The organism is Leclercia sp. S52 (assembly GCF_039727615.1).
Classification (GTDB): Bacteria; Pseudomonadota; Gammaproteobacteria; order Enterobacterales; family Enterobacteriaceae; genus Enterobacter; species Enterobacter adecarboxylatus_B.
In genome coordinates, this window is sequence record NZ_CP152474.1 from 2,166,705 (window position 1) to 2,184,735 (window position 18,031).

Consider the following 18,031-nt stretch of genomic DNA (forward strand, 5'->3'; position numbering starts at 1 on the left):
ACCTTGCTCTACCGCGAGGTGAACCACGTCAGCACCACCGCGCTCAGCAGCAATATCCCGCTCATGGCAAAGGTGCTCTGCCAGCCGAAGTTATCGAACACCATGCCGCCCGCCGTCGAACCCAGCGCAATCGAGAGCTGGATCACCGCCACCATGAGCCCGCCGCCGGCCTCTGCATCATCGGGCAGGGTACGGGCGATCCACGTCCACCATCCCGTCGGTGCTGCGGTGGCCAGCAGACCCCAGAAGCCTAGTAGCAGGGCGACGATCCAGACGCTGTGTCCGATCAGGATCAACAACCCGGCGATGGCCGCCATCAGGAGTGGAATGGCCATTAACGTCAGGTAAAATCGGGCATTCAGGAACAGGGCAACGATTAGCGTACCCACAAACCCCGCCGTGCCGATGGTGAGCAGGATCAACGATAAACCCGAGGCGCTGACGTGAGTCACGGTCTCCAGGAACGGGCGCACGTAGGTGAACAGCGCAAACTGACCCATAAAGAACAGACCGCAGGCCAGCAGACCGACGGAAACTACAGGCAGACGGAACAGGCGAAAGACGGTCCCGCGGGAAGTCTGACGATTGTTCCCCTTCATGTCGGGCAGGCTATACCACTGCCAGATAAACGCTGCGATCGCCACCGGGACCAGGCACAGGAAGGCTCCGCGCCAGCCGATGGTGGCTCCGAGATAGCTACCGAGCGGGGCGGCGACCACCGTCGCCAGGGCGTTACCGCCGTTGAAAATTGCCAGCGCGCGGGCGACCTGATGCTGCGGCACCAGGCGAATGGCCGTCGCCGCGGACATCGACCAGAAACCGCCGATGGCAATGCCAATCAGGGCGCGTCCGGCCATATAGACCAGGTAGCTGGACGCAAAAGCAATAATCAGCCCTGATGCTGCCATCAACACCGTCATGCCCAGCAGGAGGGTTTTACGATTCATATTCCCGGCAATATGGGACAGGCTCAGGCTGGTCAGGACCGCCAGCGCGCCGGAGATGGCAATCCCCTGGCCGGCCAGCCCCTCGGTGACGCCCAGATCGCCGGCAATGGGGGTCAGCAGACTGACCGGCATAAACTCCGATGCAATCAGGACAAATACGCACAGGGTCATGGCGAATATACCGCCCCAGTACGCGTGTTCGTTACTCTGTGTGGATTGGCTCAGTGTGGACATAGTCAGATTTCACGAAGGGGAAAAACACGCCACCTGCCAGGAACAGGTGGCGGATAGAGTTATTTCAGGTTGGTTTTGAAGAACTGCCCGAACTGCGCAAACGGGATTTTACCGGCGACGTTGTCGTACAGATCGACATGGTTAGCGCCCGGGACAATTACCAGCTCTTTCTGTTTGCTGCCGACGGCTTTGTAGGCATCTTCAGCGAAATAGCGTGAGTGCGCCTTTTCACCAGTGACGATCAGCGTCGGGATGCCGATCTCTTTGGCGTAGCTCAGCAGCGGCATATTCATAAACGACAGCGGCATAGTCGCGGTCCATGCGCCGGTGGAGTTCACCGAACGCTCATGGAAACCGCGCGGCACCCGGTAGTAATCGAAGAACTCTTTCAGCACCGGATGCGGATCCGCAGGCAGCGCCTCCGGCAGAATACGCTCAGCCGCGCTTACTTTGCCGTTCTGGTCGACATTAATATCGTGGCCGCCGTGGGCGAAGGTGCCGCTTTCGGCATCCTTCCAGCGCTGCTCGTTAAGATATTGCAGGACGGCATGGCGATCGGCCGCAGAGTAGCGGTCTTTGCCATCGCCCACGCCGTGACCCATCGCCCGGCTCATGTCGTACATCACGCTGGTGGCGACCGCTTTGACGCGGGTATCCATGGACGCCGCGTTCAGCGCCATTCCGCCCCAGCCGCAGATGCCGAGAATGCCGATACGGTTGCGATCCACCTCTTTCTGTAATCCCAGGAAATCTACCGCCGCGCTAAAGTCCTCGGTGTTGATATCTGGCGAGGCGACGTTACGCGGCTGGCCACCGCTTTCGCCGGTGTAAGAGGGGTCGAACGCCAGGGTCACAAACCCTTGTTCAGCCAGGGTCTGGGCATACAGGCCGCTGGACTGCTCTTTGACCGCGCCAAACGGCCCGCCGATCGCAATCGCCGCCAGCTTGCGGTCGCCCCGGTCTTTAGGCAGATAAAGATCGGCCACTAAGGTGATCCCGTAGCGGTTCGGGAAGGAGACCTTGCGGTGATCGACCTTGTCGCTCTCGGCGAAAGTCTTATCCCACTTCGCGATCATCGAAACGGGCGCGTTTGGATTGGTGGTATCTGCATAACTCATTGTTGTTACTCCACTTAAGGATGCGCACAGCAGCATCGCAGGTATGGCAGCTGTCAGTTTTCGGGTGAACGTTTTCATAAAAGGCACCGGGCTGTGTTGTTGTGTGGAGACCAGTATAGTTAGCAGAAATAGTGCTGATTAGGGGCCGAAAGTTGCTAAGATTCATATCATATTGTTATGAATTGATGAGGATAACCTGATGGCGAAGCGGGAAAACTATAACGAGCTGTACCTTTTTATGCAGGTGGCGCGGGAGGGCAGCTTCACCGCCGCCGCGCAGCGGCTGGGGCTGGCCCAGTCGGGGATTAGCCGTTCGGTACGCGATCTGGAAGAGCGGCTGGGCGTACAGCTGCTGGTGCGTACCACCCGCAGGCTCTCATTGACCCAGGCGGGGGAGCAGCTCTACCAGACTACCGAGTCCGGGTTTGATGCCCTGGATACCGGGCTTGCCACTCTGGCGCATTACCGCGAGACGCCTTCCGGCACGGTGCGCATCAATGCCAGCCAGCACGCCATCGAGAAATGTCTCCTGCCGAAGCTGGCGATATTTAAACAACGCTATCCGGATATCCGGCTGGAGCTGATGAATGAGAGCCGCTTCGTCGACATCATCGCCGAGCGGTTCGATGCCGGCATCCGGCTGGGGCCGGAGGTCGGTCAGGGGATGGTCGCGGTACGCATTACGCCGCACATGGAGATGGCGGTAGTCGGTACTCCCGACCATTTGCGACGCTACGGTTTTCCCCAGACGCCAGCGGATTTAGCCGCCCATCCCTGCATTGCCTACCAGTTTGCCGACGGCAGCCTCTATCACTGGGAGCTGATTCAGGACGGCAAAAGCATCACTCATCGCCCCGAGGGGCAGTGGGCCATGTCCGACAGCTATATGGAAGCCGAAGCCGCCCGGCTGGGTCTGGGGCTGGCCTACGTGCCGGTTGAGCTGGTGGCGGACGATCTGGAGCGCGGGACCCTGATCCGTGTGTTGCAGCGCTACAGCCTGCGGATGGACGGGCTGTTCCTCTATTATCCCCATCGCAACGTGTCACCGGCCCTGAGAGCGGTGATCGATACCCTGAAAATCTGAGGATGTGTTGTAGGCCGGGCAGGTGGAGCAGCAGAAAAAAATCGCCAGATGCGGGAGTAAAAGCTAGATTGAATGTAACTGGTATGACCACATAAAGAAGGCTCAACGAATGAATTCAATAATAATACCCGTAAAGGAAGGCGGATTTCTGGCTGCCACGCTCTGGGAAAGAAGCGATGCCAAAGCGATGGTTATCCTTCACCCCGCAACGGCGGTTGTGCAGGCCTTTTATAAAGGATTCGCAGAGTACCTTTTCAACAGGGGGGTTCAGTGTCCTCACTTATGATTATCGTGGCACGGGTCTTTCGAAATCGGGGATGGTCCGTAGCTACAGCGTCTCAATGTCAGACTGGATAGAGCAGGACGTCGGATGCATAACAGCCTGGGCTAAAGCGCGTTTCCCGGAACTTAGCCTGCTGGCGGTAGGGCACAGCGTAGGAGGGCACGCCGTTCTGCTTTCGACTGCCACCCGCGCCCTGCAGGCCGCGGTCATTGTGGCCTCACACGCCGGTGTAACGAGCACAATAAAACAAACGACAGAAAAGGTGCGGGTGTGGTGCTTATTGCGTGTGCTGGCCCCGGTTCTTTGTCGTATTTTCGGATACATGCCGGCCCGGCGTCTGGGGCTGGGCGAAGATTTACCGGCGCCAGTGATGCTTCAGTGGGGGCGCTGGAGCGCAATGCCGGGTTATTTCTACGACGATCCTGACTGGGATGCACGCCAGCGGGCAAGTGAGGTAACGTTACCCGTGCTGGTGATGGGTTTTGATGACGACCCCTGGGCTAACCCTGAAGCCATAGCGCGGCTGATGGCGCCCGTACAAAACGCAAAAATCGAACGCCGCGACATACGGCACGCCGATTTTGGTCTTAAGGCTATTGGCCATATGGGCTTTTTTCGGGCGCGATGTGAGGAGAAATTATGGCCCGTCGTCGGGCAATGGCTGGAGCGTCAGTGTCCGGAGTGAACGAAGCGTGGAGACCAGGCCCTACAACAAAAAAGCCGCGAGCGGTTTCCCGCTTGCGGCGACAGGATCGGTGATGATGCGTTCTGGCGATCAGGCAGCTTTAACGGCTCTGATTTTTTTACTGCCAGCCGCATCTGACTCTTTTTCATCTGTTGCAGTGACGGCATTAAGCTCAGGGAGCTTGCTGGTACGCAGGATATGCTGAACGGCCTCTTTCTGCTCGGCAAGATACAGCCCAAGATTCTCAGCCTGCGTTTCGTCCATCTGCATTCCGCTTTGCAACAGCCAGTCGGTGAATGCTTCCGCCAGGTCGAGCAGTTTGTCGTGAGCGTCAGCCTCTTTCTTACTGGCAAATGTCATTTTCTCTTCACCTTTTCTTACGACAACAAATTTTGTTTCAACAGCCATTATGCACCCCCTATACTGTAATTATATACAGTATAGCAGTTCCGCGTTTGTGTTGCAGCCAAAATGTGCTGACATGTCCTGCGATCGGGGAGCAGCTTCCCGCAGCTCCTGACCGGTATGCACTACATGAATAGTTTAAATGACAGAAATACTTATATTTGCAGTGCCGCAAGGACAGAGGCTTCTATTTTCTCTGGGGTCGAGATCGGTGCAAAACGCTTGAGCGGTTTGCCGTCGCGTCCAATCAGGAATTTAGTGAAGTTCCACTTGATCCGCCCACCCAGAATGCCGGGCAATTCGTGTTTCAGGTAACGAAACACCGGGTGCGTAGCCGTGCCGTTAACCTCCACTTTCTCGAACATCGGGAAGCTCACGCCGTAGTTGATGTGACAGGTCCGGGCAATCGCGTCGGCGTCACCGGGTTCCTGCTTGCCGAACTGGTTGCAGGGGAAACCCAGCACCACCAGCCCCTGTTCGGCGTACTTTTTGTAGAGCATTTCAAGGCCCGCGTACTGCGGCGTGAAGCCACAATGGCTGGCAGTATTCACCACCAGAACCACCTTACCGGCATAGTCGGCCATAGAGATGCGCTCGCCACGCAGGCTGGTGGCAGTCAATTGATGAAAGCTCGTCATGTCGGAAACCTCAAAGCGGAACCCTTTTGCAGGCGTTCTGGATTATAGACTCTGATTTTTAACACGTCTGCTTCTGGCACGAAGCGGTCTCCGGGTCTATAAAACTTACTCCGCAACCAGCCACATATCGGCCTCGTCAAACATCTCCTCCAGCATGCGGTTAAGCTTCTCACGATCGCTTTTGCTGGCATCGCTGTTCAGGCCGTTGGCCTGCATCGGCTTAACCTTCACCTCGGCATCCGGAAAGATACGGTGCACACGGGTGGTCAATTCAGCCAGAATGATCTCCCTTGCGCCGGGAAGTCCTGCCACATTTCTTTTGTCATAAACCAGTTCAACGAACATCACACACCCTTAAATACTGTTTTAATGTACAGCATTCTTACCGGGGCAATGACATCTGTCAACTGCCGCCCGCTATGCAGGCGGCAGAAGCGACGATCAGAACAGGACCGAGTAGTTCAGGCCGAAGGTACGACCGCGACCTTTGTAGGTATAGAGGTTCTCAGCGCCGTAGGTTGGGCTGTAAAGACCCGGTGCCCGCTGTCCCCATGCGGTGGTGTAGTCTTCATCCAGCAGGTTTTCGACGCTAAAGCTCAGCTTGCCCACCGGCAGAAGGTAACTGCCGATGAAGTCAGCGGTGTTATAGCCATCAATGTGCTTACCGGCTTCGTCAGACAAATCAAACGTCTGCGTACTTTGCAGACGCAAGGTCCAGTCGCCCGGGGCCCAGGTGACCCATGCGCTCATCTTGGACGGGCTGGCGCTGTCTACCGTCAGCTTCTCCCATTTTCCGTCGACGCGGGTTTCTGATTTGATGAGGTTGAAGTTGGTGCCGGTGCTCCACGCGCTGTCGGTGAAGAAATAATCCACCTGACCCTCAACACCGTAGATGCGACGCTCGTCATCTTCGACGTTGATGGTCATGTCGCTTTTATTGATGTTGATGGTTTTGTCGGAAAGCGAATAGTATCCGGCGATCTGCGTGCGCAGGTTATCCCCGGTGTAGCGCCAGCCCAGCTCGAACGCATCAACTTTAATCCCGTCGAGTTTTGAGTCATTAACGTTAACGCTGTTGACCAGACGATAATGGCCGTTCACCAGCTGATAGGTGCCGGAGCCGTAATATTTCGCCAGATCCGGGATCTCAAAGCCCTGGGAGAAGTTAAACCACAGCTGCTGGCGTTCGGTCAGATGGCCCAGAATACCGGCGTTAAACAGCAGGTTGTTGTAGTCGGTTTTTCCGCCCGGCACGGCGTCTGCCGAGGTGGCTCTGCCCGTGGCGATACCCTGCTGTTGGGCGTAACCAATAAAGTCGTCGACCTTGTTTTCCGTGTACTGATAGCGCACACCGCCGCTCAGGGTGATGGCGGAGAAGTCGTAGCTGGACTGCAGGAAGGGAGCGAGGTTGGTGATGCTGTAGCCCGGATAGCGCCCGACGTTATAGGCGTTATCCAGCTTCATGCCGCCGCTGGCCGCTGCTTTATTCAGGTCGAAAAATTGCTGATTGGCGTCGAAGGTTTCATGCTCGGCATCGACACCCCACGTCAGCGTCAAATCGTCCAGCGGTTTACTGTTAAGGGTCAGCTTGCCGCCGTAGAAATCGGTTTTTTGCTGTGATGCACCAATGCTGGTGACCCGGCCGCCGGAAAGGGTAGGGAAGGGATAAAACGTCAGGCTCTCGTCACGGTAGTAAATCTGGGCGAGCAGATCCTGGCCCCAGAAATCGGTGTTGGCGTATTGCAGGTTGATCAGGTGGCGTTCGGTGCCCGGAATACGGTCGGAGTCGAGGTTGTTTTTGTTGTAGGCATTGCCGGAACCGGTCACCGCCGAGAAGTTTTCGCCAAGAAAGAGGCCGTGCTTACCGTCGGATTCACTTTTGTAATACTGCGTGGTGACCTGCAGCTGCTGATTATCGTCGATATTCAGCGTGCCGGTGCCCATCACGTCCAGGCGGTCGGAGTATTGCAATCCGGTCTGGGTATTATCAACGATCACCTCGTCGCCATTGCCGTCGTACCAGCCGCCAAAGCGCTGATACGCCACTGACAGGCGCCCTGATGCGTTGTCGTTACCGCCGCTGACCGCTGCCGCGACGTTCTCGTCATTGTCGTTATGGCTGTTGAAGCCCGTTTTCATGCCTGTCTGGAACTCGACTTCCGTTTCCGGCTGGCCCTTTTTAGTGACGATGTTGATTAAGCCGCCGGTACTGCCCCCGCCGTAAAGGGAGGTTGCGCCGGAGATGACTTCAATGCGGGAGATATTGAACGGATCGATAGAATCCAGCTGGCGGCTGTCGCTGCGCGAGGAGTTTAACCGCACGCCGTCGACCATCACCATCATCGAACGACCACGCATATTCATCCCGTAATTGGTACGCCCCTGGCTGCTGACATCCATCCCGGGAATCAGCTGTGCCAGCACCTCTTTCAGCTCTTTACCGCCCTGAACCTGCTGTTCGATTTCAGCTTGTTCAATGACCCAGGTGGTCTGTGCCATGTCGGTAATGGAGTGATTCGTTCGGCTGGCAGAGACCACCAGCGACTCTTCTTTTTGAGTTTCAGCCGAGGCATTGGCGGATAACATCATTAATAAACAATGATTTAAAGCCCAGAGGTAACGCGGTTTCATTATTGTGATCGTCCTGATTTTTAAAGGTCTCGGTGGCGTAGATGCCCCGTACCGCAAGAACATCACCTGCTAAGGTGATAGTGATTATCAGGATGATATGAATAATCATTACAATGTAAACAGTTAGTGTTAAAAAATGTTAATGTAATGGCATGAATTTGATGGGGTTTTTTAGGAGGGGACAGTAAGGTCTTAATCGAGGGAGCAGCGGAAACCCGACGGCATTTTCTTTCCTCCTGTATCAGGATGCGCTACTCTCACAAACGCGTTTGCTACCCTAAGGTTAAAAATGAAAAAAATAACGCCAGAGTATACCCCTGTTGATTTATCGCGTTGGGCAAGGAGGGAGCACTTTGAGGTGTTTCAGTCATTTGCTCAAAGTACATTTAACCAAACTGTGCAATTAGATATTACCGCGCTGCTAAAACATATTAAGCAGGCTGGCTGGAAATTTTATCCAACCATCATTTTCCTTATTTCTAAAATCGTAAACAGTCATACGGAATTTCGTATGGCGATGAAAAACGATGAACTGGTTATTTGGGATGAAGTGTATCCAAGCTATACCGTTTTCCATAATGAAACGGAGACGTTTTCCTGTATCTGGAGTGAGTACGATGGCGATATTCACCACTTCCAGAACGTTTATTCAGAAGACGTTTCACGCCATGGTGATGACCTTGCTTATTGGCCGAAGGGTGAGTCTCCGGAAAATATCTTTTTCGTCTCGGGTATTCCCTGGGTAAGTTTTACCAGTTTTGATATTAACGTCGCTAACATGCAGAACTTTTTCTCCCCGATGTTCACGCTGGGGAAATACTATGACCAGCAGGGGAAAGTACTGTTGCCTCTCGCCGTTCAGGTGCATCATTCCGTGTGCGATGGGTTCCACGTGGCAAGGCTGATCAACGAGTTACAGGCGCTGTGTGATGATATTCAGCGGCTTTCAGAAGAACACAAGGCGTGATGTGCTTTAATAAGAGATAAAATCTCTCTTAGATCTGATACCTCTGGAGATAAACTTGCGCGTTCAAACAAATCGATTGTATCTTCGGCCTGTCACTTCAGAAGATGTAGACGACCTTTTCAAAATTTATGGCGATCCCGCCACGAACACTTTTAATCCTGCCGGGCCTTATCCGAACATTGATTATGCAAAAACGGTTCTGAATCGCTGGCTTGTCCATTGGGACACGCAAGGGTTTGGAAACTGGGCTATATCACTTATCGAACAGTCTGAAAAAGTCATCGGATTCGGTGGGCTGACTGTTCGTTGTTATAAAGATATTGTTATTAATAATCTTGGATATCGCTTTTCCACAGATGCCTGGGGGAAGGGCCTGGCCACAGAGTTTGCCAGAGGCGCGATAAAATATGGATTTAATGATATTAAGCTGACCGAGATTTCAGCCGTTGTCAGAGCAAACCATCTGACGTCGCAGAACGTTCTTGAGAAAGCAGGACTGAGATACGTCAAAGAGATTTATGACGTTGAAGATGCACCTCCAAGCCTGATGTATTCGCTGAGAATGGATGAGTGGTTGAGAAACCTGGTTTCACAGGACAGGCAAGCGAAGCGCCCCCGGCAGTCCTTTCTGGAAGGCCTCTCGCAAACCTCAAAGTAACCCTATGTAATTCATGGTTAACGCTTTTCTTCATATCCTCAGGGTCGTAAAGTCACTGCGTTGCGGCACATCCGCAATCGGGCGTAGGAACCCGTTGGCATAAAGCGATATTTTTTGTCGCCACAGCGCTTATCCCGTTAAAATCACGGTGGCGCTGGCGGAGCAGCCGTAAGGCTGGCCGTTTTCTTTATGCACGGTATTCCTACCTCCGTCAGCGCTACCTCCCTGAGCGTAGGAACTCATCGGTGGTTATATTTTCTGCATAAAGAGGATGCCTTATTATAGCTACTACCCTAACCCTGACTTATCTGCATTCCGCTTTGCAACAGCCATCGTGCACCTCGCTGCACCTTGTTTATACACAGTGTTGCGGCTACAGATCGACGTTGCAGCAAAATATGCATTACTGGCATAGCTGCTGTGTTTCCGGGCCACCCATACTCCGCCGCCATGCCCCAGGCGCCTGACCATACTGACGCTTAAAGCTGCGGTTGAAGGACTGCTGGGAGTCAAAGCCCAGCGCGATCGCCACGTTTAAAATCGGCTCGTCGCTGTGGGTTAAGCGCTCAACCGATTTTTGCAGCTTTTGCGCGCGAATGTACCCAGCGAGGGGATAGCCAGTATGTTCCTTAAACAGACGCTGGAGGTGCCATTTTGAGTAGCCGGAACGCCTGGCAACGGACTCAATATCCAGACGGCTATCCAGGTTGTTGTCGATCCAGTCGAGTAAATCATGCATAAATGCGCCAGTGTTCATCTGGTTATCCTCACGCTGCCTGTATAAAAGTATCTTTATCTGTTGCATTTAAAGGTGGCGCGTTTTTCGGTTAATTGCAAATTTTATTATTGCATTTAAATCCCTGAGCGAAACGGGTGTTTTAACATCGACTCAAATAGCACATTAAGTGCAACAATTATTCTTGCACTTAATTAAGCGCCTTCCTACAATCGCCGGGAATAGTGTATTCGCAACTGTTACAGTTTTGTGGCGATGAACGACACAAATGGCCTTAAGCCAGCCACCGGACAAAGGAAGTAGCGCAGCGCCTCCCCTGCGTCTTGCCCGGCGGCTACAATTACCGGAATAAAAATAATGAGCCTGCAAAAAACCTGGGGTAACTTTCATCTGAGCGCACTGGGGGCGATGTTCGCCTCCGTGTTGCTCGTCGGGTGCGATGACAGCGTCGCGCAAAACGCTGCGCCACAAGCACCCGCTGTCAGTGCAGCAAACGTGGTCGTGAAATCCATCAGCCAGTGGGATAGCTTTAACGGCCGGATCGAAGCGGTGGAGAGCGTTCAGCTACGCCCGCGCGTTTCCGGCTACATTGATAAAGTGAATTACACCGACGGCCAGGAAGTGAAAAAGGGCGAGGTGCTGTTCACTATCGATGACAGAACCTATCGCGCCGCTCTGGAACAGGCGCAGGCCACGCTGGCGAGAGCCAAAACGCAGGCCAACCTGGCGCGTAGTGAAGCGAACCGTACCGATAAATTAGTCAATACCAACGTGGTATCCCGCGAAGAGTGGGAGCAGCGTCGTTCGGCTGCCACCCAGGCGCAGGCCGACATTCGCGCGTCACAGGCGGCGGTTGATGCCGCGCAACTTAACCTCGATTTCACCAAAGTCACCGCGCCTATCGATGGCCGCGCCAGCCGCGCGTTGATTACCAGCGGTAATCTTGTCACCGCGGGTGACAGCGCCAGCGTCCTCACCACGCTGGTCTCGCAGAAGACGGTTTACGTCTACTTTGACGTGGATGAGTCGACCTACCTTCACTATCAAAATCTGGCCCGCAACGGGCAGGGGGCGTCCAGCAATCACACGGCGCTACCGGTCGAGATTGGCCTGACGGGCGAGGAGGGGTATCCCCATCAGGGCAAAGTGGATTTTCTGGATAATCAGCTAACGCCGAGTACCGGCACTATCCGCATGCGCGCGCTGCTGGATAACGCGCAGCGTCAGTTCACGCCGGGCCTTTTTGCCCGCGTACGCCTGCCGGGCAGCGCGGAATTCAAAGCCACGCTGATCGACGACAAGGCGGTGCTGACCGATCAGGATCGCAAGTATGTTTACGTGGTTGATAAAGAGGGCAAAGCACAGCGTCGCGATATCACGCCGGGACGTCTGGCAGACGGGCTACGCATCGTGCAGCAGGGGCTGAACCCTGGCGATAAAGTCATCGTCGAGGGTTTACAAAAAGTGTTTATGCCGGGTATGCCGGTTAACGCCAAAACCGTTGCCATGACCGCCAGCGCCGCCCTCAACTGATCCCTTGACCTGAGAATCCAACCCATGGACTTTTCCCGCTTTTTCATCGACAGGCCGATTTTTGCCGCCGTCCTGTCGATTCTGATTTTTATCACAGGGTTAATCGCCATCCCGCTGCTGCCGGTGAGCGAATATCCTGACGTCGTGCCGCCAAGCGTGCAGGTGCGCGCGGAGTACCCGGGGGCCAACCCGAAAGTGATTGCTGAGGCCGTGGCGACGCCGCTGGAAGAGGCGATCAACGGCGTTGAGAATATGATGTACATGAAGTCCGTTGCGGGCTCCGACGGCGTGCTGGTCACCACCGTCACCTTCCGTCCGGGAACCGACCCGGATCAGGCGCAGGTTCAGGTGCAAAACCGCGTCGCGCAGGCCGAAGCGCGTCTGCCGGAAGACGTGCGGCGTTTGGGCATTACCACCCAGAAACAGTCCCCGACGCTGACGCTGGTGGTGCATCTGTTTTCGCCCAACGGTAAGTACGACTCCCTGTATATGCGTAACTACGCCACGCTGAAGGTGAAGGACGAGCTGGCACGCCTGCCCGGCGTCGGCCAGATCCAGATTTTCGGCTCGGGTGAATACGCGATGCGCGTATGGCTGGATCCCAACGAGGTGGCGGCCCGCGGGCTGACCGCTTCGGATGTGGTCACGGCGATGCAGGAGCAGAACGTGCAGGTATCCGCCGGGCAGCTTGGCGCCGAGCCGCTGCCGAAAGAGAGCGATTTCCTGATCTCCATTAACGCCCAGGGCCGTCTGCATACCGAAGAAGAGTTTGGCAATATTGTCCTGAAAACGACGCAGGACGGTACGGTCGTGCGCCTGCGCGACGTGGCGCGTATCGAAATGGGGTCCGGCAGCTATGCGCTGCGTTCCCAGTTGAACAACAAAGACGCGGTCGGGATTGGTATCTTCCAGTCTCCGGGGGCGAACGCCATCGATCTGTCTAACGCGGTGCGCGCGAAAATGGACGAACTGTCGACCCGTTTCCCGGAAGATATGAAGTGGGCGGCACCTTACGATCCGACCGTTTTCGTGCGCGACTCCATTCGTGCAGTCGTGCAAACGCTGCTGGAAGCGGTGGTGCTGGTAGTGCTGGTGGTGATCCTGTTTCTGCAAACCTGGCGCGCGTCGATCATTCCGCTGATCGCGGTGCCGGTGTCGGTAGTGGGGACCTTCAGCATTCTCTACCTGCTGGGCTTCTCGCTGAATACCCTGAGCTTGTTCGGGCTGGTGCTGGCCATCGGTATCGTGGTGGACGACGCCATTGTGGTGGTGGAAAACGTCGAGCGAAATATCGAAGAGGGACTTGCTCCGCTTGCGGCGGCGCATCAGGCGATGCGAGAAGTGTCCGGGCCGATTATCGCGATTGCGCTGGTGCTGTGCGCCGTGTTTGTGCCGATGGCGTTTCTCTCGGGCGTTACCGGGCAGTTCTACAAGCAGTTTGCGGTGACGATCGCGATTTCCACGGTCATCTCTGCCATCAACTCGCTGACGCTCTCTCCGGCGCTGGCAGCACTGCTGTTAAAACCGCACGGCGCGCCGAAAGATTTCCCGACCCGGCTTATCGATCGTCTGTTCGGCTGGATTTTCCGTCCGTTTAACCGCTTTTTCCATCGTAGCTCGAACGGCTATCAGGGGCTGGTGGGCAAAACGCTCGGCCGACGCGGGGCGGTGTTTGTGGTGTATCTGCTGCTGCTCTGTGCCGCGGGCGTCATGTTTAAAGCGGTACCCGGCGGGTTTATTCCGACGCAGGACAAGCTGTACCTGATTGGCGGCGTGAAGATGCCGGAAGGCTCGTCGCTGGCGCGCACCGATGCGGTGATCCGCAAAATGAGCGAAATCGGGATGAATACCGAAGGCGTGGACTACGCGGTCGCGTTCCCGGGGCTGAACGCGCTGCAGTTCACCAATACGCCGAATACGGGGACGGTCTTCTTCGGCCTGAAGCCGTTCGACCAGCGTAAACATACTGCGGCGGAAATTAACGCGGAGATCAATGCGAAAATTGCGCAAATCCAGCAGGGCTTTGGCTTCTCCATCCTGCCGCCGCCGATTTTAGGGCTGGGTCAGGGGTCGGGGTATTCCCTGTACATTCAGGATCGCGGCGGTCTGGGCTATGGCGCGCTGCAAAATGCGGTAAACACCATGTCCGGTGCGATTATGCAGACGCCGGGAATGCACTTCCCGATCTCAACCTACCAGGCTAACGTTCCGCAGCTGGACGTGCAGGTTGACCGTGACAAGGCGAAAGCGCAGGGCGTGTCGCTGACCGATCTTTTCGGTACGCTGCAAACCTATCTGGGCTCGTCGTACGTGAATGATTTTAACCAGTTCGGGCGCACCTGGCGCGTGATGGCGCAGGCCGACGGGCAGTTCCGCGACAGCGTGGAAGACATTGCGAATCTGCGCACCCGCAATAGCCAGGGTGAAATGGTGCCGATTGGCAGTATGGTGAATATCACGACCACCTATGGCCCGGACCCGGTGATTCGCTACAACGGTTACCCGGCGGCGGATCTGATTGGCGATGCCGACCCGCGCGTACTTTCGTCCTCGCAGGCGATGGCGCAGCTGGACGGTATGTCCAGGCAGATCCTGCCGAACGGGATGAACATTGAATGGACGGACCTGAGCTTCCAGCAGGCCACGCAGGGCAATACGGCGCTGATCGTCTTCCCGGTCGCGGTGCTGCTGGCTTTCCTGGTGCTGGCGGCGCTGTATGAAAGCTGGACGCTGCCGCTGGCGGTGATCCTTATCGTGCCGATGACCCTGCTTTCCGCGCTGTTTGGCGTCTGGCTGACCGGTGGCGATAACAACGTGTTCGTGCAGGTGGGGCTGGTGGTGCTGATGGGACTGGCGTGTAAAAACGCGATTCTTATCGTGGAGTTTGCCCGCGAGCTGGAAATTCAGGGCAAAGGCATTATGGACGCCGCGCTGGAGGCGTGCCGCCTGCGTTTACGCCCGATTGTGATGACCTCCATCGCCTTTATTGCCGGGACCATTCCGCTGATCCTCGGCCATGGCGCGGGCGCAGAAGTGCGCGGCGTTACCGGGATCACGGTCTTCTCCGGGATGCTGGGAGTGACGCTGTTTGGTCTGTTCCTGACGCCGGTGTTCTACGTGACGCTGCGTAAGTTTGTGACGCGCGGCAAAAAAGCGGAAAGGGATGTTCTGCCCGCGTAGGGATGTTGCAGATAATAAAAAACCGCCTTCATAGCAAGGCGGTTTTTTTTGCATTCAAAGAAAGTTAAAGGGCTTCTTTATACTTGGCGATAAGTTCAGGCACCGGATCGCAGCCGCTGGTATCGGCTTTTTTCACTTCTTCCAGCGCACTTGCCACGGTGTGGCGCGCCAGTACCTGTAACGAAGCCTGCTCCGCTTCTTCGGAGATAGACTTGAAGTACCAGCAGGCGTTAGCGCTGACTACGCAGCGGGCCGGTACGTCAGGGCGTGATGCCCACAGCTTTTTATCTTCGATGACGGAAAGGTAGATGTCGCGCAGGGTGATCTCTTCCGCCGGGCGTCCAAGATGAATAGAGCCGTTACGGCCAAGCGTGGAGACGATAATACCGTCACGCGTGAGAGGAACCATCAGTTTGCGGATGAAGCTCGGGTTTGCTTCCAGACCGTAGGCCAGAATCGCACTCGTCGAACGTTCACCCAATTGCTCCGCCATTGCTACGCTGAGAACCATCTGCAAAGCTGTCGGGAAGCGGTAATCTAACATTTTTGTATCCTGGGTTGCGGTGAATCTTGTTCTTTTTGGCACCGCAGAGGTGAATAAGCAATAAACAACAATATAACAAATACGGTAATTTTTTTGAAGCAATCTGCGGCATTTGCGATCGAACCCCCTGTTCCTGTTTAGCTATACGTGCGGTTTGGGAAGTCAACCGTCACCATCAGGCCAGCTTCTGCGGAAGTACTCAGATTTACGCTGCTGTTGTGCTGCTGCGCCACCGCTTTAACGATGGCAAGCCCCAGTCCGCTCCCGCTTTGCAATTGATTGGGATCGCGGAAAAATCGGTCGAACACGCGCTCGCGTAATTCAACCGGAATGCCGGGCCCTGCATCGGAAACGTGTAGCTGAGTGGATTTCTCTAATGAACGAACATCCACCTGAATCCGCCCACCCTCAGGGCTGTACTTCACGGCATTTTCAATCAAATTGTCGATCAGCGACATCAGACATTCCCGGATACCTGAGACCCAAACTTCATCTTCAGCGAAGAACTCCAGCTCAACCCTGCGCTCAGAGGCTAACGGTTCCAGCGCAGCCATTCGATCCTGGATGAGGGACATCAGCGGTACGGGCTCCATAACCGTGTCAATGCGTGCTTCACTGTGCATCATCAGCAGCAACTGATTGACGAGACGCGCAGCACGGCTATTGCTGCGAACAATCCCTGCAAGCAATTCCTGTTGGCTCTGGCTGAGTACATACGACTGCAACGCTTCCACGTTGATTCGCATCGCCGCCAGCGGTGTTCGCAGTTCGTGAGCCGCATCGGCAATGAAAACCCGCTCCCTTTCCGCGCTTTCTCGCACCCTGGCGAGAAAGTCGTTAATTGCATCCACCATCTGGCGAAGCTCCCTGTGTTTTGGTACAGCTTTTAAGGGAGAGAGATCGTCTGGCGTGCGCAATGCAATTTCATTGACCACCTTGTTCCAGGGGCGCATGGCAATGCGAATTGACAGCCACGCGGGGAACAGAAGAAAAGGGAAACAGACCAGCAGCGGCAGGATGTAATAGCCGCGCGAGTTCAGGTAGATAAAGAAGTTCCAGCCGCTGGCAGGGGTGAACAGGGTGACTTCCACGTCGGAGTGAGCGGATTTAAGGGTGCGGCTGGTCCAGGCTCGACCTTCACTTTGAACATGCTCCATTTCTCCGGGACGGGTGTTGGTTACCCCCACAGGTGCGCCCGCAGATGAAAAAATAACGGCACCGTTCTTGCGAACGATGAGGTTAATCGATAGTGCGGGATCTTCACCGCCGCCATAGCTTTCGCGTAACGCCTTGCTGAAGGCTTCCAGGACTTCGGTTCGCGCCTGCGGGCGCTCGTCCATTCGCTCAACCAGGGTAAAAAGCGTTTCGTAAGTCTTACTACCCGTGAGTATGGGAGGGCTGCGCAGGTCCTCCCAGAGAATGAAGGTTAAAAAAAGACTCCACAGCAGGGTAAGCAGCAGTATCTGGGCGATGATAATTCGGCGTACCAGCGTTGGGCGCCTCAGGTGATACCACACGTTTCGCATTAAGTCGTTACCTTCTGAACAGCAACGGTATCAATAACATACCCGACGCCACGCACCGTTCGCACGTAACCGTCGCCGATCTTTCGCCGCAAATTCCCCATATGCACGTCGAGCGCATTACTGAGGTTCTCTTTGTTGCCGAATATCCGTTCTTCCAGAAACCGTCGCGTTATCACGCGGTCAGCACGCAGCATCAACGTTTCAAGCAGCGCGTATTCACTGGCCGTCAGGTCTATGTGGCGTGCGCTCACCGTCACGCGACGCGTCGGCATATGAAGGAATAAGCCTCGAATTTCTATCGTCTCATTCTCGAAACCGTAACTGCGCCGCGCAAGGGCTCTTACCCGCGCCAGCAGTTCGGCGAGAACAAAAGGTTTAACGAGATAGTCGTCTGCACCTGCATCCAGCCCGCACAGGCGATCCTGCAGCGTGCCTCGCGCCGTCAGGATGATGACGGGGATGCCCTTAAGCTGCTGGCGTAAGCGCGTCATGAGGCTCATGCCGTCGCCGTCGGGCAGCCCCAGGTCGAGCAAAATAAGTTCTGGCACGCAGACGTCAAGCTGATGCAGTGCATCTTCTTTACGGCGAACCCATATAACGTCAAATCCTTGATCGGCAAGGGCGATACGTACGCCATTGCCCAGATCCAGGTCGTCTTCGATTAGTAGAATTTTCACACTGGTAACTGTATCAACCGTGAATGAAGAACATCTTAAGAAAAAACGGTATCAGGAAATCTATCCGGTTTACAGCACCCGCGCGCGCTTCAGTCTTTCTTCATTTTCGGCTCATAAGAACCTTAGGGTCAGTATTTAAAATGGGCGTTCTGGCGTTTAACCGCTTGCATCGTCACCATTTGAAT

Annotated in this window: 15 protein-coding genes and 1 pseudogene; 6 read left to right on the top strand and 10 right to left on the bottom strand. The window is 55.3% G+C overall.

Going from position 1 to position 18,031, the window contains the following annotated elements; all coding sequences use genetic code 11:
* Positions 1-8: 8 nt before the first annotated feature.
* Positions 9-1,181, bottom strand: coding sequence for an MFS transporter (locus AAHB66_RS10435; RefSeq protein ID WP_347116149.1), 1,173 nt, complete (start codon positions 1,179-1,181; stop codon positions 9-11).
* Positions 1,182-1,240: 59 nt separating this feature from the next.
* Complete coding sequence (locus tag AAHB66_RS10440; RefSeq protein ID WP_347116151.1) at positions 1,241-2,377, bottom strand: alpha/beta hydrolase; 1,137 nt, start codon at positions 2,375-2,377, stop codon at positions 1,241-1,243.
* Positions 2,378-2,498: 121 nt separating this feature from the next.
* On the opposite strand from AAHB66_RS10440, the gene AAHB66_RS10445 reads away from it, so the two are divergent.
* Together AAHB66_RS10445 and AAHB66_RS10450 are read left to right on the top strand one after the other, a co-directional pair.
* Entirely contained in the window at positions 2,499-3,383 is an 885-nt protein-coding gene (locus AAHB66_RS10445) for a LysR family transcriptional regulator (RefSeq protein WP_347116153.1), read from the top strand.
* A 109-nt stretch (positions 3,384-3,492) separates the two neighbouring features.
* A pseudogene (locus tag AAHB66_RS10450) lies at positions 3,493-4,351 on the top strand (alpha/beta fold hydrolase).
* Positions 4,352-4,441: 90 nt separating this feature from the next.
* Here the strand turns inward: AAHB66_RS10450 and AAHB66_RS10455 are convergent.
* The 4 genes from AAHB66_RS10455 to AAHB66_RS10470 all read right to left on the bottom strand — a co-directional run bounded on the left by AAHB66_RS10455 (position 4,442) and on the right by AAHB66_RS10470 (position 8,025).
* The gene (locus AAHB66_RS10455) at positions 4,442-4,759 is read right to left on the bottom strand and encodes a YebG family protein (RefSeq protein ID WP_347116155.1); all 318 of its coding nucleotides are present in this window, start codon (positions 4,757-4,759) and stop codon (positions 4,442-4,444) included.
* Between the two features lie 152 nt (positions 4,760-4,911).
* Positions 4,912-5,394: a glutathione peroxidase gene (locus AAHB66_RS10460; protein ID WP_347116157.1), complete on the bottom strand. Its 483-nt coding sequence runs from the start codon at positions 5,392-5,394 to the stop codon at positions 4,912-4,914.
* A gap of 105 nt (positions 5,395-5,499) precedes the next feature.
* A complete protein-coding gene (locus AAHB66_RS10465) occupies positions 5,500-5,739 on the bottom strand; it encodes a DinI family protein (RefSeq protein WP_106993802.1) in 240 nt (79 codons plus the stop codon).
* A 96-nt stretch (positions 5,740-5,835) separates the two neighbouring features.
* Positions 5,836-8,025, bottom strand: a complete 2,190-nt coding sequence (locus AAHB66_RS10470) for a TonB-dependent siderophore receptor (RefSeq protein WP_347116159.1) — start codon at positions 8,023-8,025, stop codon at positions 5,836-5,838.
* Positions 8,026-8,314: 289 nt separating this feature from the next.
* Between AAHB66_RS10470 and catA the strand changes: the two genes are divergently transcribed.
* Both catA and AAHB66_RS10480 read left to right on the top strand, forming a co-directional pair.
* Positions 8,315-8,992, top strand: coding sequence for a type A chloramphenicol O-acetyltransferase (catA, locus tag AAHB66_RS10475; protein ID WP_347116161.1), 678 nt, complete (start codon positions 8,315-8,317; stop codon positions 8,990-8,992).
* A gap of 55 nt (positions 8,993-9,047) precedes the next feature.
* Complete coding sequence (locus AAHB66_RS10480) at positions 9,048-9,650, top strand: GNAT family N-acetyltransferase (RefSeq protein ID WP_347116162.1); 603 nt, start codon at positions 9,048-9,050, stop codon at positions 9,648-9,650.
* Between the two features lie 403 nt (positions 9,651-10,053).
* On the opposite strand, the gene AAHB66_RS10485 is transcribed toward AAHB66_RS10480, so the two are convergent.
* Positions 10,054-10,407, bottom strand: a complete 354-nt coding sequence (locus tag AAHB66_RS10485; protein WP_237847717.1) for a helix-turn-helix domain-containing protein — start codon at positions 10,405-10,407, stop codon at positions 10,054-10,056.
* A gap of 336 nt (positions 10,408-10,743) precedes the next feature.
* Here AAHB66_RS10485 and AAHB66_RS10490 point away from each other — a divergent pair, with 336 nt between their 5' ends.
* Entirely contained in the window at positions 10,744-11,919 is a 1,176-nt protein-coding gene (locus AAHB66_RS10490) for an efflux RND transporter periplasmic adaptor subunit (protein ID WP_347116164.1), read from the top strand.
* Positions 11,920-11,943: 24 nt separating this feature from the next.
* Entirely contained in the window at positions 11,944-15,099 is a 3,156-nt protein-coding gene (gene oqxB, locus AAHB66_RS10495; RefSeq protein ID WP_347116165.1) for a multidrug efflux RND transporter permease subunit OqxB, read from the top strand.
* Positions 15,100-15,163: 64 nt separating this feature from the next.
* Here the strand turns inward: oqxB and AAHB66_RS10500 are convergent, their stop codons facing one another.
* The 3 genes from AAHB66_RS10500 to AAHB66_RS10510 form a co-directional block, all read right to left on the bottom strand.
* On the bottom strand, positions 15,164-15,643 hold the full coding sequence (locus AAHB66_RS10500; RefSeq protein WP_010430601.1) for an Rrf2 family transcriptional regulator: 480 nt from the start codon (positions 15,641-15,643) through the stop codon (positions 15,164-15,166).
* A gap of 137 nt (positions 15,644-15,780) precedes the next feature.
* The gene (locus AAHB66_RS10505; RefSeq protein ID WP_347116166.1) at positions 15,781-17,169 is read right to left on the bottom strand and encodes an ATP-binding protein; all 1,389 of its coding nucleotides are present in this window, start codon (positions 17,167-17,169) and stop codon (positions 15,781-15,783) included.
* On the bottom strand, positions 17,169-17,846 hold the full coding sequence (locus AAHB66_RS10510) for a response regulator (RefSeq protein ID WP_347116167.1): 678 nt from the start codon (positions 17,844-17,846) through the stop codon (positions 17,169-17,171). Before AAHB66_RS10510 ends, AAHB66_RS10505 begins: the two co-directional genes overlap by 1 nt.
* Between the last annotated feature and the right edge of the window lie 185 nt (positions 17,847-18,031).

Excerpts from the sequence above, each read along its gene's own strand:
- AAHB66_RS10465 (WP_106993802.1), bottom strand. The coding sequence starts at position 5,739 with ATGTTCGTTGAACTGGTTTATGACAAAAGAAATGTGGCAGGACTTCCC.
- AAHB66_RS10505 (WP_347116166.1), bottom strand. The coding sequence starts at position 17,169 with ATGCGAAACGTGTGGTATCACCTGAGGCGCCCAACGCTGGTACGCCGA.
- AAHB66_RS10460 (WP_347116157.1), bottom strand. The coding sequence starts at position 5,394 with ATGACGAGCTTTCATCAATTGACTGCCACCAGCCTGCGTGGCGAGCGC.
- AAHB66_RS10490 (WP_347116164.1), top strand. The coding sequence starts at position 10,744 with ATGAGCCTGCAAAAAACCTGGGGTAACTTTCATCTGAGCGCACTGGGG.
- catA (WP_347116161.1), top strand. The coding sequence starts at position 8,315 with ATGAAAAAAATAACGCCAGAGTATACCCCTGTTGATTTATCGCGTTGG.
- AAHB66_RS10470 (WP_347116159.1), bottom strand. The coding sequence starts at position 8,025 with ATGAAACCGCGTTACCTCTGGGCTTTAAATCATTGTTTATTAATGATG.
- AAHB66_RS10500 (WP_010430601.1), bottom strand. The coding sequence starts at position 15,643 with ATGTTAGATTACCGCTTCCCGACAGCTTTGCAGATGGTTCTCAGCGTA.
- oqxB (WP_347116165.1), top strand. The coding sequence starts at position 11,944 with ATGGACTTTTCCCGCTTTTTCATCGACAGGCCGATTTTTGCCGCCGTC.
- AAHB66_RS10445 (WP_347116153.1), top strand. The coding sequence starts at position 2,499 with ATGGCGAAGCGGGAAAACTATAACGAGCTGTACCTTTTTATGCAGGTG.
- AAHB66_RS10440 (WP_347116151.1), bottom strand. The coding sequence starts at position 2,377 with ATGAAAACGTTCACCCGAAAACTGACAGCTGCCATACCTGCGATGCTG.
- AAHB66_RS10455 (WP_347116155.1), bottom strand. The coding sequence starts at position 4,759 with ATGGCTGTTGAAACAAAATTTGTTGTCGTAAGAAAAGGTGAAGAGAAA.
- AAHB66_RS10435 (WP_347116149.1), bottom strand. The coding sequence starts at position 1,181 with ATGTCCACACTGAGCCAATCCACACAGAGTAACGAACACGCGTACTGG.
- AAHB66_RS10485 (WP_237847717.1), bottom strand. The coding sequence starts at position 10,407 with ATGAACACTGGCGCATTTATGCATGATTTACTCGACTGGATCGACAAC.